The organism is Azospirillum sp. NS33, assembly GCF_059703765.1.
The window spans coordinates 62,139-76,933 of the sequence record NZ_BAAKJB010000005.1 but is presented as its reverse complement, the minus strand read 5'-3'; the positions used below and the strand labels follow the sequence as shown (position 1 = coordinate 76,933).

The following is a 14,795-nucleotide window of genomic DNA, read 5'->3' as shown; positions in this document are numbered from 1 at the left end:
AGCGGCCCCGGGGGGCCCGGGGGATCAGGCGGCGGGCGGGCCCAGCGCCGCCACGGCGGCGGTGTGGCAGGCCAGGGGATGGCGGGCCAGGCCGCGGCCGACGATCCCCGCCTCCCCGGCCGGGTCGAGGGCGCCGAGGCAGACCGCCGGCGGCTGGCCGGTGCCGACCACGGCGCGGGCGTCCAGGCCGACGCGGCGGCCCAGCGCCGGGTGCGCGACCCGCAGCAGCCGGTCCGCCAGGTCCGGCGGAAGGGTGGCGACGGCGGCGGCGAGGTCACGCCGCAGGTCCGGTGCGGCGTCCAGAGCGAAGGCGCCGAGGCCCACCGCGTCGATCACCGCGCTGTCGCCGATCGCCGGCAGGCGCGGCCGGGGGGCGCCGCCGGGCGGGCCGGCGTCGGGGCCACCGGTCGGCGGCTCCGCCGGGGCGGCGAACCACCGCCCGGTGGCGGTGCCGGACAGGCCGATGCCCATGTCCACCCCGTTGCCGCCGGCCGCCGTCACCAGGGCGCTGCCGGGCACGCCATGGCCGGCCAGCATCATCGCCTTGCAGGCGGCCATCCACAGGTTGAGGAAGAACTGGCCCGCCCCCTCCAGGAAGGCCACCGCCTCGGCCGATCCCAGGCGGGGAGTCAGCAGCGCCGCCAGGCGGCGCGACGAGGCGGTGGTGACGCCGTGCAGCTCGTCGCCCTCGGCCAGCGCCGCGGCGGCGATGGCCACGAGATCGACCGGATCGTCCAGCGCCGCGGCCAGCGCCGGCCCCACGGCGCCGCGCAGCAGGTGCAGGCGCTCCACCACCGCCGGGGTGGCGATGCCGAAGCGCAGCGCCGGGCCGCCCCCTTCGTTGAGCGGGGCGCAGGCGCTGACCCCCTCGGCCTCGACCACCTGCAGCCAGGTGGAGCGCGACACCACCGAGGCCAGCGGCGTGACCACGCCCAGGTCCTGGGCGGGGCGTAGGGCGACCGAGCCGTCGCGCACCAGGGTGCGCGCCGCGTCGAGATCGCCGGCCACGCCCTCGAACACCAGGGCCGCGGCGGCGGCGTTGAGGATGGGCGGGCAAACCGCGGCTGGATCGGCGAAGGGCGGGCCGGCGTGCAGCAGGGTGGCCGCGTCCAGCCCCAGCCGGTCGCCGGCGGTCTGCACCGCGGTCCAGCGTGGCCGCGCGGCGGCCAGGCGGCGGGCCGCCATCAGGGTGGCGCTGTCGCTGAGGTCGTCACTCACGGGGCATCTCCTCACGCGCCGGGCAGCACCAGCGGCGCCCGGCCGTAGCTGTTGTTGGCTTCCACGAGGTGGGCGAGGGCGCGCAGGAAGGCGGCGCGGTCCTCGCGGGGCAGGGCGGCGACCGTGCGCTCGTGCGCGCGCTGGGCCCGCCGGTCCATGCGGCGCAGCAGCTTGCGCCCGTCCGCGGTGAGCGCGGCCAGCTTCATCCGCTTGTCGCTGGGGCTGGCGCGGCGCTCCAGCACGCCGCGTTCGGCCAGCCGGGTCAGCACGCCGGTGGTGGTGGTGCGGTCGACGCCGACCAGCGTCGCCAGGGTCGCCTGGTCCAGCTCCCCGTGGGAGGCCAGCACCGTCAGCACGCTGTACTGGACCGGGGTGACGGCGAACTCCGCGCACTCCTCCATGAACATGGCGACGTGAATCTGGTGCAGGCGGCGGATCAGGAAGCCGGGCCGGTCGGCGAGGGCGTGGTCGACGCTCTCGTCCGCCGCGCGGTCGAGGGAAAGGCTGGTCATGGGAACTGCGGTCACCCCTGGGCCATCAGCGAGACGTGGGCGGCCACGATACGCCAGCCCTCGGGCCGGCGCACCCAGGTCTGCGTCTGCCGCCCCACCCGGTCCGTCCCCGGCCGCTCGAACTCCGTGCAGGCCGTGGCGATGTCGGCGCCGAAGGTGGTGATCACCGTGTTGCGCAGGCTGCGATCCAGCCCGGCCGCCGGCCGCGCCTTGCGGAAGGCGGCGATCGCGTCATAGCCGTAGAGGTTCTCGCCGGCGCCATAGCGGACCGTGCGCGGGTCGTTCCAGAACAGCTCGTCCAGCACGGCGACGTCGTTGCCGACGAGCGCCGCCTCGTAGCGCCGGAAGGCCGCGGTGACCTCCTCGAGCACGTCGGGGCGGTTGATGGCGAGGCCGGGGATCTCCGGGATCATGGGACGGGCACTCCGAGGCGCAGGGCGAGGTCGAGCAGGGCGCGGTCGGCGCCGCGCGGGGCGATCAGGGACAGGCCGACGGGGCAGCCGTCGACCAGCCCCGCGGGGATGGAGACCTGGGGCAGCCCGGCCAGTCCGGCCGGGCAGAGCAGGGCCAGCGCCCGGTTGCGGGTGGCGTCCAGCGCCGGGCCGGTGGCGCCGCAGGGGGGTGCCGCACCGGCCGCCGTGGGCAGGACGATCACCCCGTCGCCGTCGATCAGGTCGTCGAGGCGGGCGCGCACGTCGGCCCGTGCCGCCCGGGCGGCCGCGACGGCCGCCGGGTCCAGCGTCGCCGACGCGGCGAAGCGCTCGCGCACGCCGGGGCCGAAGGTGGGGCGCACCGCCTCGATCCAGGGGCCATGGGCCTGCCAGGCCTCGGCGGCCTGGACGGTCTGGAAGACCGGGCGCCAGGCGTCCAGCCCGGCCGGCGCAAGGCGCACGGAGGCCGGCGCGCCGAGCCGCGCGACCACCCAGGCCAGCGCCTCGGCCAGGGCCGCGCCGACCGCCTCCCCCGCGGCCTCGAAGGCGTCGTCGGCGCGCAGCAGCCGGGTCGGGGCGCCGCCCGCGTCGGGCGGCAGCAGGACGGCGCCGACCCGGGACAGGGTGGCGGCGTCGCGCGCGAACCAGCCGACGGTGTCGAGGCTTGGGGCCAGCGGCACCAGCCCCTCGGCCGGCACCGCGCCGTGGCTGGGGCGCAGGCCGTAGAGCCCGCAATAGCTGGCGGGCAGCCGCACCGAGCCGCCGGTGTCGGTGCCCACGCCGGCATCGGCAAGGCCGCTGGCCACCGCCGACGCCGACCCGCTGGAGGAGCCGCCGGGAATGCGCCCGGGGGCGCGCGGGTTGACCGGCGTTCCGTAATGGGCGTTCTCGCCGTTCAGGCTCCAGGCCAGCTCGTCGGTGACCGTCTTGCCGACCACCCGGGCCCCGGCGTCCAGCAGCATCTGGACCGCCGGCGCGGTGCGCTCCGGCACGGGGTGGGTGCGCAGCCAGTCCGGGTTGCCGGCGCCGGTCGGCACCCCGGCGATGTCGAACAGGTCCTTCACCGCGACACCCAGCCCGGCCAGCGGGCCGGCGGGGGCGCCATCGATGGTGACGCGGCCGTGGGGGGCGAAGGCGCCCAGCGGATCGCCGCTCATCCCGCCGACCCGCTGCGCCGCTTGCCGGGCAGCAGCCCCTTGATCCAGTCGCGCAGCATCGCCCACAGCAGGGCGCCGGCGTTGAGCTGGCCGGCCGGTGCCGGGGCGGGGCGGGGCGGCGGGGCGGCCGTCGTGCTCTCCTGGGGGCCGGCTGCGGCGTCGGCGGAGGGGGCCGGCGCGGTGGCGGCGGCGGAGTCGGCGGCCAGCGTCGCTTCCAGGTTGCGGGCGAACTCGGCGGTCAGGCGGCGCGCGATGTCCTGGACGATGGCGCCGCGGCCGAACTGGGCCAGCGCCCCGCCCAGGGTGAAGTCGACGGCGAGGTCGACCCGGGTCGCCGCCCCGCCCTCGGCCTCCAGCACCGTGAAGGTCACCGTGCCCTTGGCGCGCGAGTTGCTTTTGGAATCGGTGCCCTGGCCTTGCAGGGTGCCGCTGTGGCTGGCCGGGTCCATCGCCAGCTCGCCGCGCCCGGCGAAGGAGGCGGCGATCGGGCCGAGCTTGACGCCCATGGCGCCGGTGAACGCGTCGCCCTCGACCGGCGCGGTCAGCGAGGCGCCGGGCATGCAGGGGACGACCCGTTCGATGTCGCCCAGCACGGGCCAGACCTGGGCGCGCGGGTAGGCGACGGTGAAGCTCTGGGAGATCTGGGGCATGTCAGTCCGGTTGTGCGTTTCGTTCGTCGAGGACACGGCGGATCGCGTTGACGATGCCGACGTAGCCGGTGCAGCGGCAGAGATTTCCGCTCATCGCCACGCGGATCGCCGCGTTGTCGGCGTCGGGGCGGCGCAGCACCACGTCGCGCGCCGCCACCAGCATGCCCGGCGTGCAGAAGCCGCACTGCAGGCCGTGCTCGGCCGAGAAGGCGTCGCGCAGATGGGTCGCCACGGGGTCGTCGTCGAGGCCCTCCACCGTGGTCACGGAGCGGCCGTCGCAGGCGACGGCGTAGGTGATGCACGAGCGCGCGGGCTGGCCGTCGATCAGCAGGGTGCAGGCACCGCACACCCCGTGCTCGCACCCCAGATGGGTGCCGGTCAGCAGCCGCTGCTCGCGCAGGAAGTCGGCGAGGTGGGTGCGCGGCGACACGGTGGCGGTGACCGGCGCGCCGTTGATGGTGAGGGAGATGGTCCGGGTGTGGGCGGTCATGGGGTCACCTGGGCAGGAGACGTCGCCTGCGCGATGGCGCGCCGCAAGGCGACGATGTGGGCGGCGGGGTCGATGCCGTCGAGCCGGCCGGCGACGGCGGCGGCGCGCCGCTCGGCGTCGCCGACGAGGGCGGGGTCGTCGAACACCAGCGGCGGGCCCGACGCCGCGGCGACAACGCAGCGGGCGACCCCGCGCGGCGGGTCGAGCAGGACGGCGCCGGTGGCCCGGGAGAACTCCCCGGTCTTGCGGCAGACCTTGGTGTAGCCCCAGCGCGCGGCGGCCGACAGGGCCGGGACGCGCACCGCCACCAGCAGCTCGCCCGGCTCCAGCGCCGTCTCGAAGGCGCCGACGATGAAGCCGTCCATGGCGACCGCGCGGCGGCCCCGCGGCCCGGCCAGGACCACCTCCGCGCCCAACGCCGTCAGCACCGCCACCCAGTCGGCCGCGGGGTCGGCGTGGGCGAGGCTGCCGCCGATGGTGCCGCGGGTGCGCACCGCCCGGTAGGCGATGCCCGCCGCCACCGCCGGCAGCACGCCGCGGGTGAGGTCGGGGTAGCCGGCGTCCTCCAGCGTGGCGTGGGTGACGCAGGCGCCGATCACCAGGGTGTCGCCTTCGGCGGCGATGGCCGTCAGCTCCGGCAGGCGGCTGATGTCGACCAGCAGCTCCGGCTGGGCGAGGCGCAGGTTCAGCATCGGCCCCAGCGACTGGGAGCCGGCCACCGGCCGGGCCAGCGCGTCGTCGCGGGCCAGCAGGGCCAGGGCGGCGTCCAGGCTGGCGGGGGCGGCGTAGTCGAAGTCGACGGCCTTCATGCGCCCCTCCCGCCGCCGGCCAGGGCGGCGAGGATCACCTCGGGGGTCATCGGCACCGCGCTGACGGTGGCGCCGAGCGGCGCCAGGGCGTCGTTGACGGCGTTGCACAGCGCCGCCGGCGGGGCGATGGCGCCGCCCTCGCCGATGCCCTTCATGCCGAATTCGGTGTAGGGGGACGGGGTGTGCATGTGCAGGATCCTCACGTGCGGGACCTCGGTGAAGCCGGGGACGAGATAGTCCATGAAGGTGGAGGCCAGCGGCTGCCCCTCGGCGTCGTAGCGCGTCTGCTCGTAGAGCGCGGTGCCGACGCCCTGGGCGACGCCGCCGCAGATCTGGCCGTCGACCACCATCGGGTTGACCATGGTGCCGGCGTCCTCGACCACCACGTAGTCGAGGATCTCGACGTCGCCCAGCTCGGTGTCGATGGCCACCACGGCGGCGTGGGTGGCGTAGGAGAAGGTGCCGTGGTCGCTCTTGGGCTTGTAGCCCGCGGTGACCTCCAGCCCGCCGCGGTCGACGTCGGCGGGCAGCAGCTGGGGCGCCCGGTACCAGGTGTGGGCGACCTCGCGGATGGTGACGCTGGCCGCCCCGGCGCACACCGCGCCGTCGGCCAGGGCGGTCCGGTCGGGTGCCACCTGCAGCAGGTGGGCGCCGATGCGGCGCACCCGCTCGGCCAGCTGGCGGCAAGCGGTGGCGACGGCGCCGCCGGCCATCACCATGCTGCGCGAGCCCCAGGTGCCGGTGGAGTAGGGGGTGAGCGCCGTGTCGCCGTGGATCAGCTTGATCCTGTCCAGGGGGATGCCCAGCACCTCGTGGGCGACCTGGGCGAAGGTGGTCTCCATGCTCTGGCCGTGGGACTGCACGCCGGCCCGCAGCTCCAGCCCGCCGTCGGGGGTGATGCGGGCCTGCACCTGCTCGTGCCCCGGCACCATGGGGATGCCCCAGCCATGGTAGACCGCGGTGCCGTGGGCCGCCTGCTCGCAGTAGGTGGCGAAGCCGACGCCGATGCGCCGCCCGTCCGGCTCGCCCGCCGTCTGGCGCGCCCGCACCGCCTCCAGGCCGATGGCGGCCACCGCCCGGCGCACCGATTCCGGGTAGTCGCCGCTGTCGAAATGCTTCTTCGTCACGTTGTCGAAGGGCATCTGCTCGGGGCGCACCAGGTTCTCCAGGCGCACCTCCCAGGCCTCGCGCCCCACCGCCGCGGCGATGGCGTCGATCATCTGCTCCATGGCGAAGCACACGCCGGTGCGGGCGACGCCGCGGAAGGGGACCAGCGGCGGCTTGTTGGTGGCCACCGAATGGGTGCGGCAGCGGTAGTGCTGGAAGTCGTAGGGTCCGGGCAGGATGCTGCCGATCTGCGCCGCCTCCAGGCAGGCGGTGAAGGGGTAGACGGAATAGGCCCCGGCGTCGACCCAGGCCTCGGCCTCCAGGGCGATCAGGCGGCCGCGCCCGTCGGCGTAGGCGGTGATCTCGTAGTGGTGCTCGCGCGCGTTGGCGGCGGCCACCAGGTGCTCGCGGCGGTCCTCGGTCCAGCGCATCGGCCGGTCGAAGCGCCGCGCCAGCCAGGCGGCGATCACCTCCTCGGGCTGCAGCAGCCCCTTCCAGCCGAAGCCGCCGCCGACGTCGGGGGCGATCACCCGGATCAGCCCCTGGTCGAGGTCCAGGCACTCCGCCAGGCCGGCACGCACGATGTGCGGCATCTGGGTCGAGGTGGTGAGGACGAGCTGCTCGGTGTGGCGGTCCCAATGGGCGACCACCCCCTTGCCCTCCATCGGCACCATGCACTGGCGCGCGGTGCGGATGGTGCGCGTCACCTTCACCGGGGCGGCGGTGGCCGCCGCCGGCAGAGGCCCGCCCACGCTGGTCTCCAGGAAGACGTTGTCGGGCCAGTGCTCGTGCACCCTGGGGGCTCCGGGCTTGATGGCCTCCAGCATCTCCACGTTGACCGGCAGCTCCTCGTAGTCGACCAGCACCGCGGCGGCGATGTCCTCGGCCTCGGCCCGGCTGGCGGCGACGCACACGGCGACGGGCTCGCCGACGAAGCGCACCTTGCCGTCGGCCAGCGGCGGCTGGTCCGACACCTTGAAGCCGGGCAGGCCGGAGGAGGCGCGGATCGGCCGCACCCCGCCGCCGGCGAGGTCGTTCCAGACGAAGACGGCGCCGGCATGAGCCCCGGGGATCGCGACGCCGGTGATGCGGGCGTGGGCGACCGGGCTGCGCACGAAGGCGAAGTCCATCATGCCGGGCAGCGCCACGTCGCCGACGAAGCGGCCGCGGCCGCGCAGCAGGCGGTCGTCCTCCTTGCGCCGGACCGGGGCGCCGACCCCGGACGTGGTGGTCCCGGCGGCGGTGTCCGCAGTGGTGGTTCCCATGATCCAGGTTCTCTCTTCTCAGCCGCCGAGATAGGCTTTGCGGATGTGGTCGTTGGCGAGCATGGCCCGGCCGGTGCCGTGCTCCATCACCTCGCCGCTCTCCAGCAGGTAGGCACGGTCGCACATGTCCAGCGCGGCGTAGGCGTTCTGCTCCACCATCAGCACCGTGGTCCCTTCGGCGCGGATGTCGCGGATGATGGCGAAGGTCTGCTCCACCAGGTTCGGGGCAAGGCCCAGCGACGGCTCGTCGAACAGCACCAGCTTGGGCCTGGACATCAGCGACCGGGCGATCGCCAGCATCTGCTGCTCGCCCCCCGACATGGTGCCGGCGGCCTGGCCGATGCGCTCCTTCAAGCGGGGGAAGCGCTCGAACATGCGCTCCAGGTCGGCGGCGACGCCGGCGCGGTCGCGGCGCAGGTAGGCCCCCATCTCCAGGTTCTCGCGCACCGAGAGCTGGGGGAACACGCGGCGCCCCTCCGGGCAGTGGGCGACGCCCAGCGCCAGGACGGTGCGCGGCTCGGCGTTGCCGATCGCGCGCCCCTCGAAGGTGATCCGCCCCTCGGCCAGCGGCAGCAGGCCGCTGATGGCGCGCAGGGTGGTGGTCTTGCCGGCGCCGTTGGCGCCGATCAGGGTGACCAGCTCGCCCTCCTCGACCTCCAGGGAGACCCGGCGCAGCGCCGGGATGCGGCCGTAGCACACGGTGATGCCGTCAAGCTTGAGCATGGGCGACCCCCTGTCCCAGATAGGCACGGATGACGTCCGGGTCGCTGCGCACCGCCGCGGGCGGCCCGTCGGCGATGATCCGGCCGTGGTTCAGCACCACCACCCGGTCGGAGATGCTCATCACCATGCGCATGTCGTGCTCGACCAGCAGGACGGTCACGCCGCGCCCGCGGATGCGCTGCACCACGCCCATGAAGGCCTCCGTCTCCGACGGGTTGAGGCCGGCCGCCGGTTCGTCCAGCAGCAGCAGGCGGGGGGCGGCGGCCAGCGCGATGGCGATGCCCAGCAGGCGTTGTTCGCCGTAGGACAGGCCCGAGGCGAGGTCGTCGGCGCGGTGGGTGAGGCCGACGAAGCCGAGGATCTCCGCGGCGGTCGCCCGCAGCCGCTCCGCCTCCCGGCGCACCCGCGGCGGCCGCAGCAGGGCCGCCCAGGTCTCGGTGCGGCCCTGGCGGTGCAGCCCGGTCAGCACGTTCTCCAGCACGGTGCAGCCGGCGAAGATGCTGGTGCGCTGGAAGGTGCGCACGACGCCCAGGGCGGCGATCCGCTCGGGGGGCAGCCGCGTCAGGTCGGCACCGTGGAACAGCACCGAGCCGCCGGTCGGCTTGAGGAAGCCGGTGATGACGTTGAAGGCGGTGGTCTTGCCCGCCCCGTTGGGGCCGATCAGGCTGACGATCTCGCCCTCGTGCACCTGGAAGTTCATGCGGGCGATGGCGACGAGGCCGCTGAAATGGACGGCGACGTCGCGCACCTCCAGGGCGGCCGGGGTGGCCGCAGTGGCCGTGTTGGCCGGGGTCGCGGCGGTCATGCCGAGGTCTCCTTGCCGATGCGCCGCGACGCCGGGCGCAGCGCCGACAGCCGGGCGCGCAGGCGCTGGGCCAGGTTGCGCACCGCCGGGACGATGCCCTGGGGCAGGAAGAAGACGACCAGGATCATGGCGACGCCGTAGACGATCCACTGCACCTCGGGCCGCGCCACCTCGCGCAGCACCTCGGGCAGTGCGCCGAACAGCAGGCCGCCGACGACCGGACCGGCCAGCGTCCCCTTGCCGCCGGTGATGACCATGATCACCATCGTCACGGTGTAGATGAACAGGAACACGTCGGGGTCGACGATGCGGACGTAGTGGGCGTAGAGCGCCCCCGCCGCACCGGCCATGCCGGCGGCGATCACGGTGGCCACCACCAGGTAGCGGGTGACCGGGATGCCGACCGAGCGGGCCAGGGACTCGTTCTCGCGCAGCGCCACCATGGCCCGGCCGACCCGGGATTCCACGATGCGCTGGATGACCAGGTAGCACAGCACGGCCGCCGCCAGCACGATGAAGTAGTTGGGCAGCTTGCCGTAGAGCGCCACCACCCCCTCGCCCGGCAGCCACAGCGACAGCGGCGGGATCGAGGTCAGGGCCATGGGCCCCTCGGTGAGGTCGACCCAGTTGAGCGCGACCATCCGCATGACCTGGGCGAAGCTGATGGTGACGATGACGAAGTAGGCGCCGCGCACCCGGAACGCCAGCTTGCCGATCAGGCCGCCGCACAGCGCCGCCACGGCGACGCCGCCGGCGAAGGCGACCCACACCGGCTGCGGCCCCAGGGCGAACGGCTCGGCGCCGCCGAGGTCGAGGTCGAAGCCCAGCGACAGCAGCGCGCTGGTGTAGGCGCCGATGCCGAAGAAGGCGATGTGGCCGAGGCTGAGCTGGCCGGTGTAGCCGAGCAGCAGGTTCAGGCTCATCGCCCCGATGATGAAGATGCCGGTCGAGGTGAGGATGTAGAGAATGTAGAGGTCGGTCATCCACAGCGGCAGGGTGGCCATCGCCGCGACGAAGCCCCAGGGCAGGACGTGTCTGGTCATCCGATGCGCTCCCGTGCGGCAAAGAGGCCCTGCGGGCGGATCAGCAGGACGGCGATGATCAGCAGGAAGCCCATGGCGTCGCGGTAGCCCGAGGAGACGTAGCCAGCCCCGAACTCCTCGGCGAAGGCCAGCACGAAGCCGCCGATGCTGGCGCCCACGATGTTGCCCAGCCCGCCGAGGATGACGATGGCGAAGGCCTTCAGGGACACCAGGTCGCCCATGGTGGGCTGGACCAGGAAGATCGGCCCGAGCAGGGCCCCCGCCACCGCGGCGAGGCCGGAACCCAGGGCAAAGGTCAGCGTGTACATCACGCCGTTGTTGACGCCCATCAGGGCGGCGGTGTCGGGGTCCTGGAAGGTGGCGCGCATCGCCACCCCCAGCCGGGTGCGGTTGATCAGGGCGTAGAAGCCGACCAGCAGCAGCAGCGCCACCCCCAGCACGAACAGGCGGATCGGGCTGATCGACACCGGGCCGAACTGCAGGGGGTCGTTGGGGAAGGGGTTGGGCACCGACTTGGCGACGCCGCCCCAGGCGAGCTGCTCGCTGGCCTGCAGCGCGATGCCCGCGCCGATCATCACCAGCATGGTGGTGTCGATGTCCGCGCCCTTCAGCGGCCGCAGCAGCACCCGCTCGATCACGGCGCCGAGCGCCACGCCCAGCACCGCCGCCAGAATCAGCGACGCGAAGAAGTCGACGCCAAGCAGCGACGTCAGCATGAAGATCATGTAGGCGCCGAACGTGTAGAGCTCGCCATGGGTGAAGTTCACCACGCGCATGATGCCGAAGATCAAGGTCAGGCCGATACCCAGAAGCGCGTATGTGCCACCCAGTATCATTGCGTTGGCGCAATGCTGGAGGAATTCCGCCATCCTGCGCGTCTCCTTAGGAACAATGGTGTGCACACGAAGCGGTGCGGATCGTCGGGTTCGGCGGCCGCCGGCGAAGACCGGCACCGCGTCCGACTTGGCTACGCAACCGATGTGCCAAACGAACACGGCCGCGGATTTGCTGGAATCGCGTGCCGCGGCGGCGGCGTCCATGTTTTCAGCGTGCTGATGAAATGGGCAGCGGCCGGCGGCAAAAAGCCCGATCCGGACTGGGGGCAAAGGGGCAAAATCATTGATCCATATCAATTCGGAGGCCGATTTTTGCCCCGATGGGGGCGGTGCAAATGTGTGCAGCCCATGCCCATCCTCTGGACACTCTTCAGCACGCTGAAGAAATGCGGCGACGCACAATCGGTGCAATCCATGGCGATACCCCGGAGATCGTGCCCGCGGATGCCGCCATGGCCGTCGCGTTCCGGCCATCGGGGCATCGATCCAATATATTGATTACAAAGACAAAACACTCTTCGTTCGCAGGCGGGGCGGCGCTCAAGAATCCATATCCGGGTATTCCATCAGCAGGCTGAAGAAAATTTTCGCAGCCCCGGCCTCGGCCCGGCGCTGGCATGGCGCTTGCTGAAAGGCCGGCAGCTTTTCATCACCGCGCATCGAGGGGACCGCATGCCGTCGCAGCACACCTACGACCTCCTTCTCCGTGGCGGGCGGGTCATGGATCCCGCCGGCGGCGTCGACATGGTCGGCGACGTGGCCGTGGCGGACGGCCGCATCGCCGCCGTGGCGCCCGGCATCCCGGACAGCGCCGCGGCGCGCGTGGTCGACGTGTCGGGCAAGCTCGTGACTCCCGGCCTGATCGACACCCACGCCCACGTCTTCCAGCACGTCACTGGCCGCTTCGGGCTCAACCCCGACATGGTCGGCGTGCGCTCCGGCGTCTCCACCCTGGTCGACCAGGGCGGGCCCAGCCTGATGACCCTGCCGGCCTTCCGCCGCTTCATCGCCGAGCCGGCGCGCTCGCGCACGCTCTGCTTCCTCTCCGCCTACCTGGTCGGCGGCCTGGAGGGGCACTACTACCCGCAGCTCTACCGGCCCGACTGCGTCGACGTGGACGCCACCATCCGCGTCGGCCTGGCCAACCGCGACATGGTCAAGGGCATCAAGGCCCATTGCGAGATGGGCGGCGCCTCGCGCTGGGGGCTGGAGGTGATGAAGCTGGCCAAGACGATCGCCGTGGGAGTCGGCGTGCCCCTCTACGTGCATCTCGGCCGGCTGTGGCCGGACGCCGAGGGGGCGCCGTCGGTCGATCCCGACCTGCTGGTCGAGGAGCTGATCCCGATCCTGGAGCCCGGCGACATCCTGGCCCACCCCTTCACCCGCCACCCCGGCGGCTTCATCTCGACCCGCACCGGCGCGGTGCACCCGATCATCCACAAGGCCCTCGACCTCGGCCTCACGGTGGACGTCGGCCACGGCTCCCACTTCAGCTTCGAGATGGCCAGGCGCACGCTCGCCGCCGGCATCCGGCCGACCACCCTGGGCGCCGACCTGCACGGCTACAACGTGCGGGCGCCCAGCGACGAGGCCGACCCGGACATGCAGGCCAACTCCTTCTTCGGCGTCGCCCCCTTCAGCCTCGCCCACGCCATGACCGAGCTGCTGGCGCTGGGCGTGCCGCTGGCCGAGGTGCTGGCGACGGTCACCTGCAACCCCGCGCGGATGCTCGGCATGGCCGACGAGATCGGCGGGCTGACGCCGGGCATGGCCGGCGACATCGCCGTCCTCGACCTCAAGCCCGGCCGCTGGCAGCTCAGCGACAACAGCGGCGAGGTGGTGGTGACGGACACCATGGTGGTGCCGGACTTCTCGGTGCGCGCCGGCGTGGTGGAGGAGGTCAACAGCCCGCTGCTGCCCGCCCCCATCCCGGCGGCCGCGGCGTGAGGGGCGCGACGATGACGCTCCAGGGCAAGGTCGCGGTTGTCACCGGCGGCGCCAAGGGCATCGGCTTCGCCATCGCGCGCGGCCTGGCGGCGCGCGGCGCGCGTCTCGTGGTCGCCGACCTGGCCGGGGCGGAGGACGCCGCCGGCCGGCTCGCCGCGGAGGGCATCGAGGCGATCGGGGTCACGGTCGACGTGTCGGCCGAGGCCGACACCGCGGCCATGGCGGCGGCGGCCGAGGCGGCGTTCGGCGGGCTGGACATCCTGGTCAACAACGCCGGGATCTACTCCGCCCTCACGCCCAAGCCGTTCGAGGAGATCGACCCGGCCGAATGGCGCCGGGTCATGGAGGTCAACACCCTGGGCCCGTTCCTGTGCTGCCGCGCGGCCCTGGAGCCGATGCGCCGGCAGGGCGGCGGACGGGTGATCAACATCTCCTCGGGCGTGGCCTTCAAGGGCAACCCCTTCATGGCCCACTACGTCGCCAGCAAGGGCGCGGTGGTGTCGCTGACCCGGGCGCTGGCCAGCGAGCTCGGCCGCCACGGCATCCTGGTCAACAGCGTGGCCCCGGGCTTCACGCTCAGCGACGGCGTGCAGGGCAACCCGGTGCTGGTCCAGGGGGTGAAGGAGCCGTCGCTGCGCACCCGCATCCTGGCCCGCGACATGCTGCCGGACGACCTGGTCGGCGCCGCCTGCTTCTTCGCCGGCCCGGACTCCGCGTTCATCACCGGCCAGACCCTGGTGGTCGACGGCGGCGCCTACTTCCACTGACCCCACCCGACACCCGCACGCCACACGGAGGCGACATGACGTCCACCATCCCGGTCATCGACATCGCACCCGCCCTGCACGGCGGGCTCGAGGAGCGCCGGGCGGTCGCCCGGGTGATCGACCGGACCTGCACCGAGATCGGCTTCTTCACCATCACCGGCCACGGCGTGCCGACGGCGGTGATGGACGACCTGCGCCGCACCGCCTACGATTTCTTCCTGCTGCCGGCGGAGGAGAAGCGGCGGGCCGAGCATCCGGTGCCCGGCACGCCGCGCGGCTACCGGGCGCTGGGCATCGAGGCGCTGGCCGCCGGCAACGGCGCGGACACCCCGCCCGACCTCAAGGAATACTACCATTTCGGCCGCGAACGCTGGCCGCAGGACCCCTACTACACCTCGGCCGAAGGCCAGCGCTATTTCATCCCCAACCTGTGGCCGGAGCGTCCGCCCGGGTTCGCCGCGGCGGCCGAGCGCTACTACGCCGAGATGGAGCGCATCACCGCCTGCATGATGCGCCTCACCGCCCTGGCGCTGGGCATCGAGGAGACCTTTTTCGACGACAAGATCGATCGCCACATCACGGCGATGCGGATCAACTTCTACCCCGAGCAGCCGCGCCCGCCGGCCCCGGGGCAGTTGCGTGCGGGCGCCCACACCGACTACGGGCTGCTGACCATCCTGAACGGGGAGAACGTCCCGGGCGGGCTGCAGGTGCTGACCCGTGGCGGCCAGTGGATCGACGTCGAGACGGATCCCGGCAACTTCGTGATCAACATCGGCGACCTTCTGATGCGGTGGACCAACGACCGCTGGGTGTCCAACACCCACCGGGTGGTCAACCCGGCCGACGAGGCGGCGGCCACGGCGCGCCGGTTGTCCATCGCCTTCTTCCATCACCCCAACTACGACGCGCTGGTGGAATGCGTCGCCCCGCCGGGCGCCGCCAAATACCCGCCGGTGCTCTCGGGCGACTACCGCGACCTCAAATACCGGCAGACCCGCGTCTCCGCGGCGTGAGGCCTGCCGACAACGACCG

Annotated in this window: 16 protein-coding genes; 3 read left to right on the top strand and 13 right to left on the bottom strand. The window is 73.3% G+C overall.

Annotation, left to right across the window (positions count from 1 at the left end; translation table 11 throughout):
- Positions 1-24: 24 nt before the first annotated feature.
- From AC6H2I_RS06765 to AC6H2I_RS06705, 13 genes are all read right to left on the bottom strand, one after another.
- Positions 25-1,218, bottom strand: coding sequence for an oxamate carbamoyltransferase subunit AllG family protein (locus AC6H2I_RS06765; RefSeq protein WP_497499824.1), 1,194 nt, complete (start codon positions 1,216-1,218; stop codon positions 25-27).
- Between the two features lie 11 nt (positions 1,219-1,229).
- Positions 1,230-1,730, bottom strand: coding sequence for a MarR family winged helix-turn-helix transcriptional regulator (locus AC6H2I_RS06760; protein ID WP_497499823.1), 501 nt, complete (start codon positions 1,728-1,730; stop codon positions 1,230-1,232).
- An 11-nt stretch (positions 1,731-1,741) separates the two neighbouring features.
- On the bottom strand, positions 1,742-2,143 hold the full coding sequence (gene hpxZ, locus AC6H2I_RS06755; RefSeq protein ID WP_497499822.1) for an oxalurate catabolism protein HpxZ: 402 nt from the start codon (positions 2,141-2,143) through the stop codon (positions 1,742-1,744).
- Positions 2,140-3,318: an amidase gene (locus tag AC6H2I_RS06750; RefSeq protein ID WP_497499821.1), complete on the bottom strand. Its 1,179-nt coding sequence runs from the start codon at positions 3,316-3,318 to the stop codon at positions 2,140-2,142. The genes hpxZ and AC6H2I_RS06750 overlap by 4 nt, the downstream gene beginning before the upstream one ends.
- Positions 3,315-3,968, bottom strand: a complete 654-nt coding sequence (locus AC6H2I_RS06745; RefSeq protein WP_497499820.1) for an SRPBCC family protein — start codon at positions 3,966-3,968, stop codon at positions 3,315-3,317. Before AC6H2I_RS06745 ends, AC6H2I_RS06750 begins: the two co-directional genes overlap by 4 nt.
- Before the next feature lies 1 nt (position 3,969).
- A complete protein-coding gene (locus AC6H2I_RS06740) occupies positions 3,970-4,458 on the bottom strand; it encodes a (2Fe-2S)-binding protein (protein WP_497499819.1) in 489 nt (162 codons plus the stop codon).
- Positions 4,455-5,267: an FAD binding domain-containing protein gene (locus AC6H2I_RS06735; RefSeq protein ID WP_497499818.1), complete on the bottom strand. Its 813-nt coding sequence runs from the start codon at positions 5,265-5,267 to the stop codon at positions 4,455-4,457. The genes AC6H2I_RS06740 and AC6H2I_RS06735 overlap by 4 nt, the downstream gene beginning before the upstream one ends.
- On the bottom strand, positions 5,264-7,639 hold the full coding sequence (locus tag AC6H2I_RS06730) for a xanthine dehydrogenase family protein molybdopterin-binding subunit (RefSeq protein WP_497499817.1): 2,376 nt from the start codon (positions 7,637-7,639) through the stop codon (positions 5,264-5,266). Before AC6H2I_RS06730 ends, AC6H2I_RS06735 begins: the two co-directional genes overlap by 4 nt.
- Before the next feature lie 18 nt (positions 7,640-7,657).
- Complete coding sequence (locus AC6H2I_RS06725) at positions 7,658-8,362, bottom strand: ABC transporter ATP-binding protein (RefSeq protein WP_497499816.1); 705 nt, start codon at positions 8,360-8,362, stop codon at positions 7,658-7,660.
- On the bottom strand, positions 8,349-9,167 hold the full coding sequence (locus AC6H2I_RS06720) for an ABC transporter ATP-binding protein (RefSeq protein WP_497499815.1): 819 nt from the start codon (positions 9,165-9,167) through the stop codon (positions 8,349-8,351). Before AC6H2I_RS06720 ends, AC6H2I_RS06725 begins: the two co-directional genes overlap by 14 nt.
- The gene (locus AC6H2I_RS06715; RefSeq protein ID WP_497499814.1) at positions 9,164-10,210 is read right to left on the bottom strand and encodes a branched-chain amino acid ABC transporter permease; all 1,047 of its coding nucleotides are present in this window, start codon (positions 10,208-10,210) and stop codon (positions 9,164-9,166) included. Before AC6H2I_RS06715 ends, AC6H2I_RS06720 begins: the two co-directional genes overlap by 4 nt.
- Positions 10,207-11,079 carry a branched-chain amino acid ABC transporter permease gene (locus AC6H2I_RS06710; RefSeq protein WP_497499813.1) on the bottom strand — a complete coding sequence of 291 codons (873 nt, stop codon included), beginning with the start codon at positions 11,077-11,079 and terminating at the stop codon, positions 10,207-10,209. Before AC6H2I_RS06710 ends, AC6H2I_RS06715 begins: the two co-directional genes overlap by 4 nt.
- Before the next feature lie 507 nt (positions 11,080-11,586).
- Entirely contained in the window at positions 11,587-11,733 is a 147-nt protein-coding gene (locus AC6H2I_RS06705) for a hypothetical protein (protein WP_497499812.1), read from the bottom strand.
- On the opposite strand from AC6H2I_RS06705, the gene AC6H2I_RS06700 reads away from it, so the two are divergent.
- Genes AC6H2I_RS06700 through AC6H2I_RS06690 form a run of 3 tightly spaced genes read left to right on the top strand, consistent with a single transcriptional unit; the run spans position 11,719 to position 14,776 of the window.
- On the top strand, positions 11,719-12,993 hold the full coding sequence (locus tag AC6H2I_RS06700; protein WP_497499811.1) for an amidohydrolase/deacetylase family metallohydrolase: 1,275 nt from the start codon (positions 11,719-11,721) through the stop codon (positions 12,991-12,993). The two genes, AC6H2I_RS06705 and AC6H2I_RS06700, sit on opposite strands and share 15 nt — an antisense overlap.
- Before the next feature lie 11 nt (positions 12,994-13,004).
- Positions 13,005-13,760, top strand: coding sequence for an SDR family NAD(P)-dependent oxidoreductase (locus tag AC6H2I_RS06695; RefSeq protein WP_497499810.1), 756 nt, complete (start codon positions 13,005-13,007; stop codon positions 13,758-13,760).
- 35 nt (positions 13,761-13,795) lie between these two features.
- Positions 13,796-14,776 (top strand): isopenicillin N synthase family dioxygenase, encoded by a 981-nt coding sequence (locus tag AC6H2I_RS06690; RefSeq protein WP_497499809.1) that lies wholly within the window; start codon positions 13,796-13,798, stop codon positions 14,774-14,776.
- Positions 14,777-14,795: the final 19 nt, after the last annotated feature.

Excerpts from the sequence above, each read along its gene's own strand:
- AC6H2I_RS06720 (WP_497499815.1), bottom strand. The coding sequence starts at position 9,167 with ATGACCGCCGCGACCCCGGCCAACACGGCCACTGCGGCCACCCCGGCC.
- AC6H2I_RS06690 (WP_497499809.1), top strand. The coding sequence starts at position 13,796 with ATGACGTCCACCATCCCGGTCATCGACATCGCACCCGCCCTGCACGGC.
- AC6H2I_RS06700 (WP_497499811.1), top strand. The coding sequence starts at position 11,719 with ATGCCGTCGCAGCACACCTACGACCTCCTTCTCCGTGGCGGGCGGGTC.
- AC6H2I_RS06725 (WP_497499816.1), bottom strand. The coding sequence starts at position 8,362 with ATGCTCAAGCTTGACGGCATCACCGTGTGCTACGGCCGCATCCCGGCG.
- AC6H2I_RS06745 (WP_497499820.1), bottom strand. The coding sequence starts at position 3,968 with ATGCCCCAGATCTCCCAGAGCTTCACCGTCGCCTACCCGCGCGCCCAG.
- AC6H2I_RS06735 (WP_497499818.1), bottom strand. The coding sequence starts at position 5,267 with ATGAAGGCCGTCGACTTCGACTACGCCGCCCCCGCCAGCCTGGACGCC.
- AC6H2I_RS06710 (WP_497499813.1), bottom strand. The coding sequence starts at position 11,079 with ATGGCGGAATTCCTCCAGCATTGCGCCAACGCAATGATACTGGGTGGC.
- AC6H2I_RS06715 (WP_497499814.1), bottom strand. The coding sequence starts at position 10,210 with ATGACCAGACACGTCCTGCCCTGGGGCTTCGTCGCGGCGATGGCCACC.
- AC6H2I_RS06730 (WP_497499817.1), bottom strand. The coding sequence starts at position 7,639 with ATGGGAACCACCACTGCGGACACCGCCGCCGGGACCACCACGTCCGGG.
- hpxZ (WP_497499822.1), bottom strand. The coding sequence starts at position 2,143 with ATGATCCCGGAGATCCCCGGCCTCGCCATCAACCGCCCCGACGTGCTC.
- AC6H2I_RS06760 (WP_497499823.1), bottom strand. The coding sequence starts at position 1,730 with ATGACCAGCCTTTCCCTCGACCGCGCGGCGGACGAGAGCGTCGACCAC.
- AC6H2I_RS06750 (WP_497499821.1), bottom strand. The coding sequence starts at position 3,318 with ATGAGCGGCGATCCGCTGGGCGCCTTCGCCCCCCACGGCCGCGTCACC.
- AC6H2I_RS06695 (WP_497499810.1), top strand. The coding sequence starts at position 13,005 with ATGACGCTCCAGGGCAAGGTCGCGGTTGTCACCGGCGGCGCCAAGGGC.
- AC6H2I_RS06740 (WP_497499819.1), bottom strand. The coding sequence starts at position 4,458 with ATGACCGCCCACACCCGGACCATCTCCCTCACCATCAACGGCGCGCCG.